Origin of the sequence: Campylobacter sp. P091 (assembly GCF_002138935.1) — a bacterium.
GTDB lineage: Bacteria > Campylobacterota > Campylobacteria > Campylobacterales > Campylobacteraceae > Campylobacter > Campylobacter devanensis.
This window is the reverse complement of the sequence record NZ_MJKZ01000003.1, coordinates 20,893-38,845: the sequence shown is the minus strand read 5'-3', so window position 1 is coordinate 38,845 and position 17,953 is coordinate 20,893. Positions and strand designations below refer to the sequence as shown.

Genomic DNA, 17,953 nt, shown 5'->3' with positions numbered 1-17,953 from the left:
AGCCAAAATGGCGGCATTGATATCTATGCAAAAGGTCTTTTTAAATGGTGAATTTGTAGATAAAGATAGTGCGAAAATAAGCATATTCGATCGTGGATTCATCTTTGGGGATGGGATTTATGAGGTTGTGCCGGTGATAAACTCAATTATAGTAGAAAAAGATGGATTTTGGGATAGATTTCAAAGAAGCTTAAATGAGATTAGCTTAAATTTACCCTATACACATGATGAATTTGAGAGTATATTAAACAATCTAATAGAGATAAACTCACTTAAAGAAGGTGGATTATATATCCAAATCACCCGTGGTGTAGCCCCAAGAGATTTTAGCTTTGTAAAAGGAGTTAAACCAACGATTATGGCCTTTGCTTTTAGTGATAGTGTGCTAGAGCATCCAGCAGCAAAAAGCGGTATTACCATCATCTCAACACCTGATATAAGGTGGAAGCGACGAGATATCAAGTCCATATCCTTATTAGGTCAATGCTACGCCAAAAATCAAGCTACGATAGCTGGAGCCGATGAGTGCTTTATGGTTGAAGATGGCTATGTAACTGAAGCTGGAAGTAGCAGTGCTTTTATCATAAAAGATGGCGCGCTTATCACCAAACCACTATCTAATGAGATTCTACCTGGAATTAGGCGTAATAGACTATTAAATTTAGCCAAGCAAATTGGCCTACAAATACAAGAGCGTAAATTTAGCATGGATGAAGTTTATAACGCAGATGAGTGCTTTATAAGTGCTGCGACTATAATCCTTTTGCCAGTCATTAAAGCCGATGGTAAGGCGATAAATGGCGGCAAAATCGGAGAATATACAACTAAACTTAGAGAGCTATATAAAAGGGCTTTAAAACTAGAGGCTAATATAAGTTGATAAATAGCACAATTGCCAATTTCTAATTATAAAGATATGATAAAGATTTAAATCACTCAAGCCTAGCAAAGCTAATACTATAGCGTTTGCTAAGCTTTAATAAATAGACCAAAGTAAGTAGCTTTAAAATGGTATCTCATCATTGATTTTATAACCATAAAACATCCCACTCATATTAGTTACACTGCTAGTATTTATATAGCTTAAAATCAAATTTATATTATTTACAAGCTCTATTAGCTCATCTTTTGTTTTTGGTGAGTATTTCTCATTTTTTATCATTTTTTGGAATTCTAACGCAAAAGTACGAACGCTTTTGGTTATATTTTTTTAAAATTATGGTAAAATACAAATATTTTTTAGGAGTTAAAATGGCTGAATTCACACAAGAACAATATCAAGAGTTTTTTGATGAGTTTGAAAAGGCTTATAAAGAATATGAAAATAAGGTAAAAGAGCGTAGGGCTCGTGGAATTCATGATTATAATGTATTTGATGTTTTGGAGGCAAAAGAAATTAAACATTCAAAGTTTATAGCCTCTTTACTTGACCCTAAGGGCTTACATTATCAAGGTGATTTGTTTTTAAATAAATTTATAGAAGTGTGTGGTATAGATGATTTTGGGCTTGATACTTCAAATGTGCTAATTTATAGAGAATATAAAAATATTGATATTTATATAACCGATGGCAATAAACACATAATAATAGAAAATAAACTCTGGACTGGTGACCACAATGAACAAGTCGCAAGATATATACAAACTATTATAGATGAACAAAACAAAGATGAATTAAGCGAAATTTATGAAAGAATTTTGGTTTTATATCTTACACCTTTTGATTATGTAATTGAAAAGTTAGGTGGCATTGATGAAGTAGGCAAAGACTATTTAAAACTAAGGCAAAATCAAGTAGCTTTTAGGCATATTTCATATGAAAATGAAATTTTAAAGTGGCTAAATGAAGTAAAAATTGAAATTGTTAATTTAACTGATTTAAATGTAATAATCACGCAATACGAAAAAGCAGTAAAAAATCTAATAAATGGAGAGAAAATGGAAAATAACTTAATAATAGAACAAATCAAAAAAAATTATAAGCTTTGTGCTGCAATACACGATAATTTTGAAAGCGCAAAAATAAATTTATTAAATGAATTGTTTAGCAAAGTTTCTGAAACTTTAAAAGAAACAATAAAGACAAATGATTGGACAATAGAATCTCACAAAATAACAAAAATAACACAGTATACTACATTTTTTTCTGCAAAATTAAATGAATATAATGGAAAAAACCACGATGGCAATTATATTTATTATTGCATAGAATCACGAAACGGATATAATAATATATTTTTTGGTCTAGTACGCAGTAATGAAGAAATGGATAAATTAAATAATGATTGTTTTCAAGATATTGTAAAAGAAAGTGATTATTGTACAGATAAAAGTTGGAAGAGCAGCGATTGGTGGGCATGGTGTTATAAAAAATTTAGCAATGCTGATGATTTGATTTTGGATTATTTAAGCAATGAAGAAAAATTTATTAGTGAAATCCGTTATGATTTGGAAAAATTAAAAGGTGTCTTAGAAAAATTAAACAAAAAACTTATAGAAAAATAGCTTAAAAAATACTCTTTAGCCAAGCAAATTGGCCTACAAATACAAGAGCGTAAATTTAGCATGGATGAAGTTTATAACGCAGATGAGTGCTTCATAAGTGCTGCGACTATAATCCTTTTGCCAGTCATTAAAGCCGATGGTAAGACCATAAATGGCGGCAAAATCGGAGAATATACAACTAAGCTTAGAAAGCTATATAAAGAGATTTTAAAAGCTCAAGCTAAAATAATATAAGAGAATTTAAAGGGTGAAATAGACTATTTTACCCTTTAATAATTATTTAAAAAAACTCTTTAAAAGCGAAGTTAAATTTGCTATCTCTTGCTCTCTTTGCTCTTGGCTAACGCTATTTCCAAGATGCTCTTTGATATGCCCATCCAAGACTTCTGCCATCAAAGATGTGATAGCGCCTCTTGCGGCACTAATTTGCTGAAGTACTTTAAAGCAATCTTTCTCATCTTCTAAGGCCTTTTCTAAAGCTGAAATTTGCCCTTTTATCTTTTTAATACGCAAAAGAAGCTTATCTTTATTTGCTACTATGTGAGCCATAATTTTCCTTTATCTTTTTATAAGTTATACTGGGGTATAGTATCATAATATTTTTAAAAAGGGTTTAATATGAGTAATAATATTTTAAATTTTTCATATAATCACAATTTTCACTCAGCTAATCTTACCGCCAAGAAAAACACGCTATATGCAATGATAATCACAATATCTATGATGATAGCTGAAATTATAGGCGGTATATACTTTAATTCTATGGCGTTACTAGCCGATGGTTGGCATATGAGCTCTCACGCATTAGCACTTGGACTAGCGTATTTTGCTTATATTATGTCAAATAGATATAAAAGCGATGCTAGATTTAATTTTGGTACTTATAAGATGGAAATTCTAGCTAGTTACACTAGTGCCTTGTCGCTTTTAGTGATTGCGTTTTTGATGATTTATCACTCTATTTTAAAGTTTATAAATCCAGAATCCATAGCATATAAAGAGGCGATTTTGATAGCTATTATCGGACTTATGGTGAATTTAATCTGTGCTTGGCTATTAAGGTCTAGTCACGATCATCATCATAACCATCATCACGATGATTTGAATTTAAAAGCTGCTTATATACATGTCCTTACTGATGCGCTTACTTCTATTTTGGCTATTGTGGCTTTGGGATTTGGGCTGCTTTTTGGAGCTGATTTTTTAGATCCACTTATGGGGATTATTGGTGCTATTTTGGTATTAGTGTGGGCTATAGGGCTATTAAAACAATCGGGCAAAATACTACTTGATGCTAATATGAATGAGCCAATAGTTAGCGAAGTGGTAGATATTTTACGCCTATTTAGAAGTGATATAGAAATCAAAGATCTACACCTTCTAAAAGTAGCAAATGACAAATATACTTGTATAATCTCTCTAAATTCCATTAATCCAATTGATATAAATCTTATCAAAAAAGAGCTATCAAAGCACGAAGAGCTAGTTCATATAATAGTGGAAATATATCCAAAAAAAATATTAAATTAAATTTTAATAACAAGAAGAAAATATGAATAAAATTTTAGCTATTATATTATTTACTAGTGCTTGCTAAGCTTTAATAAAGATACCAAAGTAAGTAGCTTTAAAATGGTATCTCATCATCATCTTCATCATCATTAAATTTAGACTTAGTAAATTTAGGCTTATTCTCATCATTAATTTTGCAACCATCAAACATCAAACTCATATCAGTTACACTGCTTACATTCCAGTTATTAAGCGGTTGATTGAAATTTTCGCAATTATAAAACATCTCATACATATCAGTTACACTGCTTACATCCCAGTTATCAAGTGGTTGATTGAAATTATAGCAACCAGCAAACATAGCACACATATTAGTTACACTGCTTACATTCCAGTTATTAAGCGGTTGATTAAAATTTTCGCAACCAGCAAACATTCCGCCCATATTAACTACACTGCTTACATCCCAGCTATCAAGTGGTTGATTGAAATTTTCGACACCAGCAAACATCCCGCGCATATCAGTTACACTGCTTACATCCCAGCTCTCTATACCGCTAAAATCTTTACGCTCAATCTTATAAAATAACTCACTCATATCAGTTATAGCGCTAGTATCTATATCACCTAAATTTACACTTTCTGCTATTACCAAACTTCTTAATTCATCTTTTGTTTTTGGATAGTATCGTGTTTTATTATTTACTATTTTTCTCTCTATAAAACATATCAACAAAAGTTCATCAATTAACTCTTGAGATAGTTTGTCTCTCCAGTTATTAAGTGGTTGATTGAAATTTATACAACCATCAAACATCTCACTCATATCAGTTACGCTGCTTGCATCCCAGTTATCAAGTGGTTGATTAAAATTTTTGCAATCATAAAACATATAACTCATACTAGTTACACTGCTTACATCCCAGTTATCAAGTGATTGATTAAAATTATAGCATTCATAAAACATCGCACTCATATTAGTTACACTGCTTACATTCCAGTTATTAAGCGGTTGATTGAAATCATAGCAATCAGCAAACATATCACTCATATTAGCTACACTGCTTACATTCCAGTTATCAAGTGGTTGATTGAAATTTTCGCAACCTCTAAACATCCCGCTCATATCAGTTACACTGCTTACATCCCAATTCTCAATACCACTAAAATCTTTACGCCAACTCTCATAAAATAACCAACTCATATCAGTTATAGCGCTAGTATCTATATCACCTAAATTTAAACTTTCTTCTCTTACTAAACTTCTTAATTCATCTTTTGTTTTTGGATAGTGTCGTGTTTTATTATTTACTATTTTTCTCTCTACAAAACATGTCAGCAAAAGTTCATCAATTAACTCTTGAGATAGTTTGTCTCTCCAGCTATCAAGTGGTTGATTGAAATTTTCGCAATTTCTAAACATCTCATACATATCAGTTACACTGCTTACATCCCAGTTATTAAGTGATTGATTGAAATTTTCGCAACCAGCAAACATCTCACTCATACTAGTTACACTGCTTACATCCCAGCTATCAAGTGGTTGATTGAAGTTTTCGCAATCTCTAAACATCTCACGCATATCAGTTACACTACTTACATCCCAGCTATTAAGTGGTTGGTTGAAATTTGTGCAATATTCAAACATCCCTCTCATATCAGTTACACTACTTACATCCCAGTTATTAAGCGGTTGATTGAAATTTTCGCAACCTCTAAACATCTCATCTAAATCAATTACACTGCCAAACATCCCGCTCATATCAGTTACACTGCTTACATCCCAGTTATTAAGTGGTTGATTGAAATTTTCGCAACCATAAAACATCATATGCATATTAGTTACACTGCTTACATCCCAGTTATCTATACCGCTAAAATCTTTACGCCCACTCTCATAAAATAACTCACTCATATCAGTTATGGCGCTAGTATCTATATCGCCTAAATATATATCTTCATCACAAATCAAATTTTCTAGTTCATCTTTAGTTTGTGGTGCATATAGCTTAATAGGAAAGAAATACTCCATATCCGCTACAGCTGTAATGTTGTAATCACTAGCAATACTCTTAGCTATAAAGCTATCTTGACAGATGATACCAGCTATCATATCAATTGGCAAATGCGTAGGTACAAGTGCCTCAGCCATCATTTTATCTCTTTTAGATTGCTTGATGGATTTATTGGCGTGGTTCCAGCCTTTTGACATCACCTCGCTCCAGCTGATAAACTGCGTATTTAGCAAGTCGCTAAGCTCATTTGCACATTCATATCTAGCAGCAGTGGCACTAGCGTTAGTAAATATCACCCCATCAGCTAGTAGAGCAGTTTTGTGAATTTGTAGGATTATAACCTTGCTTCCATAACTCTTTTGTGCTGAGTATAAGGTGGCGTTGCGTGGGTTGAAGTATAAGCTTACATATTCACTGATTGCCTTGCCATATATCGGCTCAGCGTGGGAGCGCTTTGGGTCAGTGGAGATAGCGCTAATGCCGTGACTCATTATATCGCTTAAATTATCAAGATTGGCAATATAATAGATGTAGCCATTTTTGAGTGGGAGCTTTTCTAGGGTGCTAATTATATTAGTTACTTGGAAAATTGCCATTAGTCTGCCTTTGGAATATAAATATAGTATTTTGATAGCTATATTATATCTTTATAAGTTTAAATTTAGCTGGATAATTTAGCGGTGAATTTATTTTAAAGCAAATGAAAATTTTTACAGATATAGCAAAAACTAATTTAGCTACAATCTAACTTCTACAAAAAACAAGCTAGCTTTGCTCTTATTTTGTAGCACTGATAAATGACATTGTTTATCTTTTGTGCTACTTGCATTACTATTTATCTACCAAAAAATATCTTTTTTCTTAAAATAAGTTAAATTTATACAAACATACTTTTTACAAAATATCAATTCATTTAATCTAATTAAGATAGTGGCAAATTTCACCTATTTGCAATAAAATGCAGAGTAAATAATAACAAATTGAAAGCCAAATTTGAGTACTTAAAATCTCAAATTTAGCCTATTAATCAAAATCCGTGTAATCGTTTTAAATCGCTATCTATTGGTTTTTTGTTGCCTTTTTCATCTACGCTAACATAAGTTACTTCAGCAGTTGTAACTGGAACACACTCACAAAATCCTTGCGAATTTAATCTTTGCACGACTACTTTTACCACTGTTGTTATTGAAGTTTGACCTACTTGAGTTATTTTTGCATAGCAACTAACAATATCACCAATAAATACTGGCTCTTTAAAAATTACCTCTTTCATCGAGATTGTTACAACTCTTATAGGCGCTAACTCTCTAGCAGCTATAGCCCCAGCAAGGTCAATTTGAGAAAGAATCCATCCACCAAATATATTTCCAGCTGGATTTGTATCGCTTGGCATAGCGACGATTTTTATCCTTGGTTCGCCCATATTTTTCATTATCAAATCCTTAATATTTTTAAATTGAAATTGTAACTTTGAATTATTAATTATAATTAAATTTAAGTTTAAAAAAAGCTATAATTCTAGCCACCGCTTGGGTAGCTAGAATTAGGTTTTGAATTTATTTAGATCATCTTCTAATCTGGTAGATACATCTTTTAGACTAGTTGATACTTCTAAGAATTGATGTACAATTTTAGCATTATTATCAAATGCTTCTACAGAGCTTTCAGACTGATCTAGTAGAGTCTTTATCTTTTTATTAATATCTATAGCCATCGATGATACCTCTTGAACTATCTGCATAGATTCGCTTGTAGCTTTTTGGGTTGATCTAGCTCTATCCATTAAATCATTTGCACTTGTGCTAATAAGTGCAATATTTTTAGCGTTTTCATTAAGCGAAACACCTAACTCCCTAGTAGATTCTATCATATTTTGAGCATTAGAGTTTATACCGCTTAAGGATTCATTGGTCTTTTCAGCTAAGATTCTAACCTCTTCTGCCACTACGGCAAACCCCCTTCCCATCTCTCCGGCACGAGCCGCCTCTATAGCTGCATTTAAAGCAAGTAAATTTGTTTGATCAGCTATATCGCCTATGATATCTAATACCTTTTTCATATCTTCGGTTTGGCTAACTACGCTTATTGTTTTTTGTGCTATCTCTTGTTCTTTAGCATTTGCTTCATTTAGATGAGTTACAACTTCGCTAAGAGAGTGTATCATCTCTTCTAGCTCATCATAAGATTGTTTATTAGCGCCGGCTGCTTTGCTTGATTTGTCAGTTGATATCTCTAACTCATCGGATATGCTTTTACTAATTGCGTATGACTCTTTGGCTTGAGCTTTTCCTGCTTCTGTGCTATTTAGGAGTATTGAAGCGTTGTCATTTAGCGTCATTGTCTCATTCTCTACACTCTTAGCACTATTTTGAGCTTTTTTGACTATGTCTTGAATTTTCTCTATAAATATATTAATATGCTGGCAAGTCTGACCAATCTCATCACTACTTTTAACTGAAATTCTAGCACTTAGATCGCCATCGCCACTACTTAAATCCTTGGCACGATTTAATAACTCCAACACTGGAGCAATAACAACCTTGCGAAGTACAACCAAAACAATAATAGCAGTTAAAATAAGTGAAATAGCAAAGATTAAAAAGAACATAACACTCTTATCTCGTAAATCTTTATCCATAGCATTTAATGAGTATGATAAATCCATCACGCCTAAAACATCATTTTCTTTAGATAAAGCATGACAAGCCAAACATTCGCTCTTAGCAATAATTGGAGTAACTAATCTTAATTGATGGTTATCTTTGGTTTTGATAGTCTCTGTATAATTTTTTGGATTTATAAATTGCTCTTTGATAATATTATCCTTAGGCACCACCTTATCTAATCCAAACCCTTCAGATACAACATCAGAACGATAAATATTTAAAGATGCTACGCCTTTAATTAAACTTGCATCATGAACTGATTTTTCTATAATTTGTGGGTCGCCTGTATTCATAGCAGTCTGAACTGTTTGAAAAATCGACGAACTAAGCATATTTAAACTATCTTTAGTAATTTGTGTAGATGAACTGTTAAATTGAGCTATGATAATAAACTGCATAACTACAAAGCTAATAAATAGCACAGCAATAATACTGAGAACTATTTTCTTACCTATGGTATTAATCATTTTGTCTCACCTTGAATAAAATATAGTGAAATTATACATCTTTAACTCTTACTAGAAGTTTAATAAGATAATTTTCGCCTAAAATAGGCAAACTTGGGTCGAATTTGACCCAAGTTAAATTAATGCAAGAAGTGTCTAATGCCTGTAAAATACATACTCATTCCAGCTTTATTAGCTGCTTCTATTACATCTTCATCACGAATTGAACCACCTGGTTGAATCACATTTGTAACGCCAACACTTGCTGCTATCTCTATACTATCAGCAAATGGGAAAAATGCCTCACTAGCTAATGCGCAACCTTTTAGATCTATACCCATATCATTAGCTTTAGCTACTGCAGCACGAGCCGCATCCACCCTGCTAGTCATCCCCATTCCAATAGCTAAAAGAGTGCTATCTTTGACATAAACCACACAATTTGATTTAGTTAAAGCTGCAATTTTCCATGCAATTTTTAGATCTTTTATCTCGCTCGGATTGGCGGCTTTTATCGTAACTTGTTTAGCATTATCTACTTCAGCATCGCTTATGCTATCTTTTTCTTGAAATACAAAACCACCATCAATATGTTTAAAATCCCATTTATAGCCAGATGTTACTAGAAATTTATTATTTTGTGTAAAGATTTTAGTGCGTTTTTTATCACTATAAAGCTCTAAAACACCATCTTCTACATTAGCAGCGATTATAACCTCTATAAATATCTCTTTAGTTTTAAGAGCTAGCTCCTTTGTAAGCGTACCATTTATCGCTACTACTCCGCCAAATGCACTAATAGGATCGCATTTAAGAGCTTTTATATAGCTATCAAGCTCATTTTCTCCAATAGCAAAACCACACGGATTAGCATGTTTGCAAATAGCAACTGCTGGAGCATCCCCAAATGCCGAAGCGATAGCTACAGCTGAGTTTATATCTGTCATATTATTAAAACTTGCTTCACCCTTTAACTGAGTAAAATTTAAACTTAAAAAGCTATCAAACTCATATGCAGCACCTTTTTGATGAGGATTTTCACCATATCTTGTATCAAATACTTTTGAACCAGTTATAAATCTTTTGGCACCAAATCCGCCATTAAATCTCTCATTCATATAGTTAGCTATCATAGAATCATATGCTGCAGTATGTTCATATGCTTTAATCATTAAATCACGTCTAAACTCATAACTAGCACTATCATTTCTAATAGCATTAAGTACCTTATCGTAGTCATTCATATCAGTAACTATTAAGACATCTTTGAAATTTTTAGCCGCACTTCTTACCATAGTAGGGCCACCAATATCAATATTTTCAATAATCTCTTCAAAATCATCTGTACGGATTGTAGTCTCTTTAAATGGATATAAATTTACACATACTAAATCAATACCTTTAATATCGTGCTTACTAGCTTGTTCTACATGACTAGCATTATCTCTTTTATGTAAGATTCCTCCATGGATTTTTGGGTGAAGTGTTTTGATTCTACCTTCAAACATCTCAGGACTAGCAGTAAATTCGCTAACTTCTATAACTTTAATACCATTATCTTTTAGCGTTTTATATGTACCACCTGTACTTAAAATCTCAAAACCTAAAGCCTCAAGTCCTAAAGCAAACTCAACTATACCGCTTTTATCGCTAACACTAATTAATGCCCTCATATACACTCCTTATTTAAATTTCGCTTTTAACATATCATATGCTTCATTTATTTGTTGCATTTTTTTAGTTGCTTGAGTAATTATCTCATCACTTTTATCCATCGTAAAATCAGGATGATACTCTCTAGATAATCTACGATAACTAGCCTTAATCTCTTCAAAACTAGCATCTTTTGAAAGCCCTAAAACTTCATATGGATCAATATTAGTATTTTCTTTAGATAAATTTTTAAATTCAGCCTCAAAATGAGCAAAAAGATCCTCTACAATACTCTTATGCAAGCCAAATCCATCGCAAATCTCTTGTAGTATTGCCTTTTCATTGCCATTAAATTCACCATCAATATAGGCTAAATTCATAAAAAATATTATACGATTTATCCAGATTTTTTGGCTAAACCTCATCTTTTGCTTATACTCTTTAGCAATAGCATAAGCTGAGCTATGGCTATCTTTATGCCAGGTATATAGCTCTTTTAAATCATTTCTAACATTAACATCTCCAAGCTTTAAGCATATATCATCTAATAAAAGTGATATATAATTAGCCTCATCTTTGCTTACTACTCCATCGCTTTTGGCGACTTTTGCAGTAAGCATTATAAGATATTTAGCATCATCATATTGAAGCTCTTGAAGGCTTTGTTTTTTATAGTTTGAATTAGCAAACCCTCGACTAAGTAACCAAAATGCGACAACAAGCCCAATTAAGATTAAAAATATATTCACTATCAATCTTCACTTTTAATAACAGCAGCAAACTCGCTAAAATAGATATTTTGCAGCTCTTTTAAGTCCATTTTAATATCATTAAGAATAAACTCATCACCACCACTTAAGCCAATTTTAATAAACTCAACTCCATATTTTTTAGCTAGCTCTTCAAATTTAATAGCATCTTTAACACCTACTACTGCTCTAGAAAAACTCTCATCAAATACAAAGCGACTATCATCAAATTTAACATCACCACTAAAACCAATAGAGCTAACTGCTGCAATCTTAGCTAGAGTTATAGCAATACCACCTACTCCTACACTATTGGCAAAAGCTAAAACTCCATTTTTATTAGCCTCAATTACTAAATCCCAAAGTGCTCTTTCTGCCTTATAATCAATCTCCTTTAGCTCTCCAGCGCATAGATTTGCTATAGCTTTCATATATAGCGATCCAGCAAACTCACCAGTAGTTTTACCAAGCAAATAAACACTCACGCCAGCACTATTAAATTCACTATCTAAGCTTTTATTAGCATCATCACCTACACCTACAGTTACAATACTTGGAGTTGGCTGAATGCTAATACCATCAGTTTCATTATACAAGCTTACATTACCACTAACTACTGGAGTATTAAGCGCAGCACAAGCCTCTTTAATCCCTTCACAACCTTGTGCGAACTGCCACATTACTTCAGGATTTTGTGGATTTCCATAGTTTAGACAATCTGTAATAGCTAGCGGAGTAGCTCCACTCATAGCCACTTTTCTACCACTTGTTGCAACAGCTGCAGCAGCGCCAATTCTTGGATTTACATAATTATATCTAGTATTACACTCCATACCCATAGCAATTGATTTGCCATTTTCTTTTATTCTCATCACAGCAGCACCTAGTTTGCCAGCTTTTTTAATTACATTTGTACCTACAGTTGAATCATATTGATCATATATTAAGCTTTTATTTGCCACATTTAAATCTCTTATTAATAGCTCAAATGCTTCTTGATTACTAATATTTGGCATATTATCTAAATTAATTTTTGCAATTTCATCAAGATATTTTGGTCTGCTAGTTGGGCGATCTAGCATAGGAGCAGCCTCGCTAAGTGGAGCAATAGGCACACTACCAGCTAGCTCTCCATGCCAATATAACTCCATCACGCCAGTATCAGTTACCTCTCCGATAATCTCAGCATCTAAATCCCATTTAGCAAAGATTGCTTTTATCTTATCTTCGCACCCTTTTTTAGCACAGATTAGCATTCTTTCTTGTGATTCACTAAGCATTAGCTCATATGGAGTCATTCCACTCTCACGCATAGGAACTTTATCTAGATACATTCTCATACCGCTACCGCTTCTGCCTGCCATTTCAAAACTACTTGAAGTAAGACCAGCTGCTCCCATATCTTGAATTCCTACAATATAATCGCACTTAAATAATTCTAAGCATGCCTCCATAAGAAGCTTTTCAGCAAATGGGTCGCCTACTTGAACGGTTGGGCGTAGAGATTTATTTTCTTCATTAAAGCTATCGCTTGACATCACAGCACCGCCTAAGCCATCTCTACCAGTCTTTGACCCAACATACATTACTGGATTTCCTACACCTTCGGCTTTTGCGTAAAATATCTCATCACTTTTACAAATTCCAAGACCAAAAGCATTAACTAAAATATTACCATTAAAACTCTCATCAAATGTAGTTTCACCACCTACAGTTGGCACCCCCATACAATTGCCATAATGGCTAATACCAGATACTACACCTTTTACTAAGTAGCGTTGATGGCGATTGATTTTTGTATCGCCACGCACTTGACCAAATCTTAAAGAGTTCATACTAGCCTCAACCCTAGCACCCATCGTAAAGATATCTCTAAAAATACCGCCAACTCCTGTAGCAGCACCAGCAAACGGCTCAATAAAACTTGGGTGATTGTGGCTTTCCATCTTAAATACAGCAGCCATACCATCACCGCAATCAATCACTCCAGCATTCTCGCCTGGACCTTGAAGAACCCATGGGGCTTTAGTAGGAAAGCCATTTAAATATTTCTTAGATGATTTATAGCTACAATGCTCACTCCACATTGCAGAAAATACACCAAGCTCAAGTAAATTTGGCTCGCGCCCTAAAATCTCTAATATCTTCTTATATTCATCATCGCTAATTTTATGCGCTTGTATCGTTTCTTTATCCATATGTTTCCCCTTTTAAATTTATTTTCCTAGACAAAAACTGCTAAACATTTTATCTAAAATTTCAGAATTTTGGAGTGGTTTTGTAATGCTTCCTATCTCTTTTATGGCTCTATTTATCTCATAAGCAAATAGCTCCAACACTGATTCATCTAAAAGCTCAGTTGCTCTATCAATTGCATTTTTAGCATCTTGGCATGCTTTTATTTGGCGATTTGAGCTTAGCATTATCTCATTTGTATCTTGTGAGTTTAAATATCTCTCAAGTGCAAATTTTAAAGCTGAGCATTCATCTTTTGCGCTAAGCAAAATCCCATCAATATCAAGATCAAATTTAAATTCCAAATCAGATTTATTCAATACAAAAATCACCTTTTTATTTAAACTATTGATAAAATCTAAAATAGCTATATCTTCACTATTACTAACTCTTGAGCTATCAAATACACAAATAATTATATCAGCGCTATTAGCAGCTCTTTTAGAATACTCTATTCCTATATTTTCTATATCATGATCACTATGCCTAATACCAGCGGTATCGATAATGCGTACTAAATGAGTGCCTACTTTTATCTGCTCTTCAATAGTATCACGAGTAGTACCAGGAGTATCGCTAATTATAGCACGTTCATAATTTAAAAGTGAATTTAAAATTGAGCTTTTACCTACATTTGGGCAACCGATAATAGCTACTTTATAGCCATCAATTAAGCCTTTTTTGGAATTTGAAATTGAGATTATGTGATCTAGCTTTGATGATACTTCTTTTAATTTTAGCTTAATTTGCTCCATTATATCAGCTGGCAAGTCATCATCAGCATAATCAATACAAGTCTCAGTATAAGCTAGAGTTGATATTAGTTCATCACGCAAAGTATCGCAAAATAAACCAAGCTCACCACTCATAACTCTAGCTAAAATTTTAGCCGCACCTTCGCTTCTAGCATTTATCAATCCTTGAATACTCTCAGCCTTAGCTAAATCGATTTTACCATTTAGTAGTGCTCGTTTACTAAATTCTCCAGGGTCAGCTACCCTAGCTCCATAAGCTAAAATTTCATCTATAATTAAATTTGCTACAACTACGCCACCATGAGTTTGAAACTCCACAACATCTTCACCAGTAAAACTAAATGGAGCCTTAAAATATATAACAATAGCCTCATCTAAGACATTGCCATCTCTATCTTTTAACTCTTTTAAATGCGCAACTCTAGGCGTTAAACTACCACATATTTTATCAGCAATGCTTAGAGCATCTTTGCCGCTAAGTCTTATAATCGAGATTGCTCCTACTCCATACGGAGTCGCAAGTGCTACAATATTCATTTTTTATGAAAATCATTTATAACGATAAATTTGCCTTCATCGCTATTTTTAATTCCGACATATTTATCTGGGAATCTATCTCTAAGCTGTTCTAAGGCAATCTTAACAAGAACACCATCAAGTGGCTTAGTTTGAGCCTTTCCAATCAGCTCTACTCTTTCGATTACACCGCTTAAATATGTTGCCATACTACTCTCTTGATTTTTTAAAAATTCAGCAATCTCTAAGCGAATTCCTTTATTATATCTAGCATTTATCCAATTAAATAATAAATATGAAATCGCCTTATATCTATAGCCCTCCTTGCCTATCATTAGCGCTGCATCAGCTCCATCAAGTTTGATATATATAGTATCGGCATCATAAATTGAGAGTTCACTTACTTCAATATCAAATGAACTTGCTATCAATAATTTATCAAGTCCTGCTCTAATTTCTAATAAAATATCATCTTGAGAAGGTTTATTTTCATCTATTTTATGAAATGAATCAAATATAGAGTGGTCGATATTTAGTACTGGTTTTTTGGCTATTTGTTCTTTAGCCGATCTTACTTCGGCCCTATTTTCAGTTTTTAGCTCAGATTGAAGTTTTGGTTCTGATTGAGATTTTAGCTCAGATTTATCTTCACTTTTATTGCTAGTTTCAGCCTTTAATGGTTTTGGGGTATGATGTTTTAGCTCTTTTATCTCTCTTTCACTGCGCTCTAGTTTTGATTTTTTAGCCTTTTTTTCAGCCTCTTTTTTAACTACAACTTCAAAAAGTCCATCTTTTTGAAAAAAACCAAAAAAGCCTTTTCTAGATGGTTTAATCGGAGTAATTTCTAAATTTATAGTAGAGCATCCAAGTTGGCTGGCTGCTTTTATATAAGCAGCCTCTAAATCCTTAGCTTCTATCCTAATGCTCATGGCGTTTCTCCGCTATCTCTTGAGCTTTATGGCGAGCAAATATTTTATTTACTACCATTTGTTGTGCTATAGAACACAGATTGTTGATAAACCAATAAAGCGTTAAACCAGCTGGGAATGTAATAAAGAAAAATGTAAATATCAGCGGTAGAAATTTCATAATCTTCTCTTGCATTGGATCAGTAAAATTTGTTGGAGTGATGTGTTGCTGAATATACATCGTAATACCCATAAGTATAGGTAAAATAAAATATGGATCAAGCTCTGCAAGGTCGTTAATCCATAATATCCATTCAGCTCCTTTTAACTCAATAGCATTTAATAAAACCCTATAAATAGCAAAGAAAATTGGAATTTGAATTAAAATCGGCAAACATCCGCCCATTGGGTTTGCTCCATGCTTTCTATATAATTCCATTACATGGGCGTTGATTTTTTGAGGATCTCCTTTATATTTAGTTTGGATCTCTTTCATTCTTGGAGCTAACTCTTTTAGTTTATTCATTGATACCATTCCCTTATATGTTAACGGGAATAAAACTATACGAATAATAATAGTAAGCGCAACAATAGCAAAGCCCCAGTTACCTATAAACGAGTATAGCCAATCAAGTAATAAAAATGCAGGTTTAGCAATGAATGTAAACCAACCATACTCAATAGTATCAACTAAACTTGGTTCAATAGCTTTTAAAGTTTTATAATCTTTTGGCCCAATGTAGCCTTTAGCGCTAAAATTTCCAATATTTCTAGCAAAGCTTAAGGTATTCTCATCGGCATCATTTTGGATAAAGACTTCCATTGATCTTTTATTATCATAAAATAGAGTTGTATAATATCTATCACTATTTGCTAAAAGATCAACACTTCTAAATATTTCATTCCCCTTAGCATCACCATCTTCTATAATCTCTAAACTATCATCTTCTTTGCGTAATAAAACCCCATGAACTGTATATCCATCTACTGCTACAATTGGACGAAATCCAGCAGTGATAAAATACTCGTGATTTGAGTTTACCCTAACATCAATATCATATGATCCATCTGGGTGAAAAGTTAAATTTTTCACTACGCTAAATGAATCTAAATTTTGTGTAAGAGTAATATTGGCTGGGGACTTAGTAGCATCAATTTTATCACTACTTACAGTATAAGCAACCTTAAAGGCTTTTTCATTTATAGCTGTGTCTGAGAAACGAATCTCAAGCGGAAGTGGCGAGCTAGGTTTTAAAAGTGAAATTTGTTCACCATTTTCATTTTTAAATTTAGAATCTTTTAGTGTAAAGTTGCTAATTCTTCCAAGCTCATCAATTGTAGCGCTATAAGTTGCACCTTCAATTGTAGCGATATTTTTACTAATTTGTTTTGGCGCAATAGCTGCTTTATCTGTCGTAGAGTTAGCTAAATTAGTAGCTGGTGCGCTTTGATTTTGTTCTACTGTTTTATTTGTATCAATTAACGGCTTTGGGACAAACAACGCATCATAAGCTATAAAAAATAAGACAGATATAACTGTGGCTATTATCAGCCTTTTTTGGGTTGAGAGTTTATCTAACACTTCTTTTCCTTTGATAAGTCAAATGCTTTTATTAAATAAAATTTATCTTTTTTATGCCGAATAAGCCAAAATTTTGGCTTTACATAACTCTGCTTTAAAAATAGATAAGAGGGCGTAAATTTTCGCTTAATAATAGGATAATCTATGCCACCTCTAAAGAGTTGATTGCATCGCAGAATTCTAAGGCTAATGGCAAAAATAGAGGCGACTATCCCGCTGTGGCTAAGCTGCCAAAGAGCATACTCAGAACAACTAGGATAGTATCTGCACGACCTTGGCAATAATGGTGAGATATATTTTTTATAAAAAATAACCAAACTAGTAGCAATTTTCATTAATTTGCGCCTATAAATTTGCAATCAAAATGAACAAAAAGAGCGCTAAATTATCTACTCAAAGGATAAGAGCGCT

General features: G+C 33.1%; 15 protein-coding genes and 1 pseudogene. 4 read left to right on the top strand and 12 right to left on the bottom strand.

Annotation, left to right across the window (positions count from 1 at the left end):
• Window positions 1–7 precede the first annotated feature (7 nt).
• Window positions 8–880, top strand: coding sequence for a D-amino acid aminotransferase (locus CIGNP91_RS03865; RefSeq protein ID WP_086253434.1), 873 nt, complete (start codon window positions 8–10; stop codon window positions 878–880).
• 123 nt (window positions 881–1,003) lie between these two features.
• Here CIGNP91_RS03865 and CIGNP91_RS08585 read toward each other — a convergent pair whose 3' ends face one another.
• A complete protein-coding gene (locus CIGNP91_RS08585) occupies window positions 1,004–1,162 on the bottom strand; it encodes a hypothetical protein (RefSeq protein ID WP_180383211.1) in 159 nt (52 codons plus the stop codon).
• A gap of 89 nt (window positions 1,163–1,251) precedes the next feature.
• On the opposite strand from CIGNP91_RS08585, the gene CIGNP91_RS03860 reads away from it, so the two are divergent.
• Window positions 1,252–2,505 (top strand): PDDEXK-like family protein, encoded by a 1,254-nt coding sequence (locus CIGNP91_RS03860; RefSeq protein ID WP_180383210.1) that lies wholly within the window; start codon window positions 1,252–1,254, stop codon window positions 2,503–2,505.
• A 12-nt stretch (window positions 2,506–2,517) separates the two neighbouring features.
• A pseudogene (locus CIGNP91_RS08580) lies at window positions 2,518–2,739 on the top strand (D-amino acid aminotransferase); the annotation flags it as partial.
• A gap of 42 nt (window positions 2,740–2,781) precedes the next feature.
• On the opposite strand, the gene CIGNP91_RS03855 reads toward CIGNP91_RS08580, so the two are convergent.
• Window positions 2,782–3,054, bottom strand: coding sequence for a metal/formaldehyde-sensitive transcriptional repressor (locus CIGNP91_RS03855; RefSeq protein WP_086224842.1), 273 nt, complete (start codon window positions 3,052–3,054; stop codon window positions 2,782–2,784).
• Window positions 3,055–3,123: 69 nt separating this feature from the next.
• Between CIGNP91_RS03855 and dmeF the strand changes: the two genes are divergently transcribed.
• A complete protein-coding gene (dmeF, locus tag CIGNP91_RS03850) occupies window positions 3,124–4,035 on the top strand; it encodes a CDF family Co(II)/Ni(II) efflux transporter DmeF (RefSeq protein WP_086253432.1) in 912 nt (303 codons plus the stop codon).
• Window positions 4,036–4,132: 97 nt separating this feature from the next.
• Here dmeF and CIGNP91_RS03845 read toward each other — a convergent pair whose 3' ends face one another.
• The 10 genes from CIGNP91_RS03845 to yidD all read right to left on the bottom strand — a co-directional run bounded on the left by CIGNP91_RS03845 (window position 4,133) and on the right by yidD (window position 17,877).
• Entirely contained in the window at window positions 4,133–6,628 is a 2,496-nt protein-coding gene (locus tag CIGNP91_RS03845) for a DarT ssDNA thymidine ADP-ribosyltransferase family protein (RefSeq protein ID WP_086253431.1), read from the bottom strand.
• Between the two features lie 431 nt (window positions 6,629–7,059).
• Window positions 7,060–7,464 carry an acyl-CoA thioesterase gene (locus tag CIGNP91_RS03840; protein ID WP_086224845.1) on the bottom strand — a complete coding sequence of 135 codons (405 nt, stop codon included), beginning with the start codon at window positions 7,462–7,464 and terminating at the stop codon, window positions 7,060–7,062.
• Window positions 7,465–7,575: 111 nt separating this feature from the next.
• Window positions 7,576–8,640 (bottom strand): methyl-accepting chemotaxis protein, encoded by a 1,065-nt coding sequence (locus CIGNP91_RS03835; RefSeq protein WP_442861877.1) that lies wholly within the window; start codon window positions 8,638–8,640, stop codon window positions 7,576–7,578.
• Between the two features lie 644 nt (window positions 8,641–9,284).
• Entirely contained in the window at window positions 9,285–10,817 is a 1,533-nt protein-coding gene (gene purH, locus CIGNP91_RS03830; protein WP_086253429.1) for a bifunctional phosphoribosylaminoimidazolecarboxamide formyltransferase/IMP cyclohydrolase, read from the bottom strand.
• A 9-nt stretch (window positions 10,818–10,826) separates the two neighbouring features.
• Window positions 10,827–11,546: a DnaJ domain-containing protein gene (locus CIGNP91_RS03825; RefSeq protein WP_086253536.1), complete on the bottom strand. Its 720-nt coding sequence runs from the start codon at window positions 11,544–11,546 to the stop codon at window positions 10,827–10,829.
• Between the two features lie 2 nt (window positions 11,547–11,548).
• Window positions 11,549–13,744 (bottom strand): phosphoribosylformylglycinamidine synthase subunit PurL, encoded by a 2,196-nt coding sequence (gene purL, locus CIGNP91_RS03820; RefSeq protein ID WP_086253428.1) that lies wholly within the window; start codon window positions 13,742–13,744, stop codon window positions 11,549–11,551.
• 18 nt (window positions 13,745–13,762) lie between these two features.
• Window positions 13,763–15,073, bottom strand: a complete 1,311-nt coding sequence (mnmE, locus tag CIGNP91_RS03815) for a tRNA uridine-5-carboxymethylaminomethyl(34) synthesis GTPase MnmE (RefSeq protein ID WP_086226318.1) — start codon at window positions 15,071–15,073, stop codon at window positions 13,763–13,765.
• Window positions 15,070–15,975, bottom strand: a complete 906-nt coding sequence (locus CIGNP91_RS03810; RefSeq protein WP_086253535.1) for a Jag N-terminal domain-containing protein — start codon at window positions 15,973–15,975, stop codon at window positions 15,070–15,072. The genes mnmE and CIGNP91_RS03810 overlap by 4 nt, the downstream gene beginning before the upstream one ends.
• Window positions 15,971–17,542, bottom strand: coding sequence for a membrane protein insertase YidC (gene yidC / locus CIGNP91_RS03805; RefSeq protein WP_086253427.1), 1,572 nt, complete (start codon window positions 17,540–17,542; stop codon window positions 15,971–15,973). Before yidC ends, CIGNP91_RS03810 begins: the two co-directional genes overlap by 5 nt.
• The gene (gene yidD / locus CIGNP91_RS03800; RefSeq protein ID WP_086253426.1) at window positions 17,536–17,877 is read right to left on the bottom strand and encodes a membrane protein insertion efficiency factor YidD; all 342 of its coding nucleotides are present in this window, start codon (window positions 17,875–17,877) and stop codon (window positions 17,536–17,538) included. Before yidD ends, yidC begins: the two co-directional genes overlap by 7 nt.
• Window positions 17,878–17,953 lie beyond the last annotated feature (76 nt).

What these genes read in the sequence shown, in the direction of transcription:
- CIGNP91_RS03865 (WP_086253434.1), top strand. Translation starts at nt 8, where the DNA reads ATGGCGGCATTGATATCTATGCAAAAGGTCTTTTTAAATGGTGAATTT.
- CIGNP91_RS08585 (WP_180383211.1), bottom strand. Translation starts at nt 1,162, where the DNA reads ATGATAAAAAATGAGAAATACTCACCAAAAACAAAAGATGAGCTAATA.
- CIGNP91_RS03860 (WP_180383210.1), top strand. Translation starts at nt 1,252, where the DNA reads ATGGCTGAATTCACACAAGAACAATATCAAGAGTTTTTTGATGAGTTT.
- CIGNP91_RS03855 (WP_086224842.1), bottom strand. Translation starts at nt 3,054, where the DNA reads ATGGCTCACATAGTAGCAAATAAAGATAAGCTTCTTTTGCGTATTAAA.
- dmeF (WP_086253432.1), top strand. Translation starts at nt 3,124, where the DNA reads ATGAGTAATAATATTTTAAATTTTTCATATAATCACAATTTTCACTCA.
- CIGNP91_RS03845 (WP_086253431.1), bottom strand. Translation starts at nt 6,628, where the DNA reads ATGGCAATTTTCCAAGTAACTAATATAATTAGCACCCTAGAAAAGCTC.
- CIGNP91_RS03840 (WP_086224845.1), bottom strand. Translation starts at nt 7,464, where the DNA reads ATGAAAAATATGGGCGAACCAAGGATAAAAATCGTCGCTATGCCAAGC.
- CIGNP91_RS03835 (WP_442861877.1), bottom strand. Translation starts at nt 8,640, where the DNA reads ATGTTCTTTTTAATCTTTGCTATTTCACTTATTTTAACTGCTATTATT.
- purH (WP_086253429.1), bottom strand. Translation starts at nt 10,817, where the DNA reads ATGAGGGCATTAATTAGTGTTAGCGATAAAAGCGGTATAGTTGAGTTT.
- purL (WP_086253428.1), bottom strand. Translation starts at nt 13,744, where the DNA reads ATGGATAAAGAAACGATACAAGCGCATAAAATTAGCGATGATGAATAT.
- mnmE (WP_086226318.1), bottom strand. Translation starts at nt 15,073, where the DNA reads ATGAATATTGTAGCACTTGCGACTCCGTATGGAGTAGGAGCAATCTCG.
- yidD (WP_086253426.1), bottom strand. Translation starts at nt 17,877, where the DNA reads ATGAAAATTGCTACTAGTTTGGTTATTTTTTATAAAAAATATATCTCA.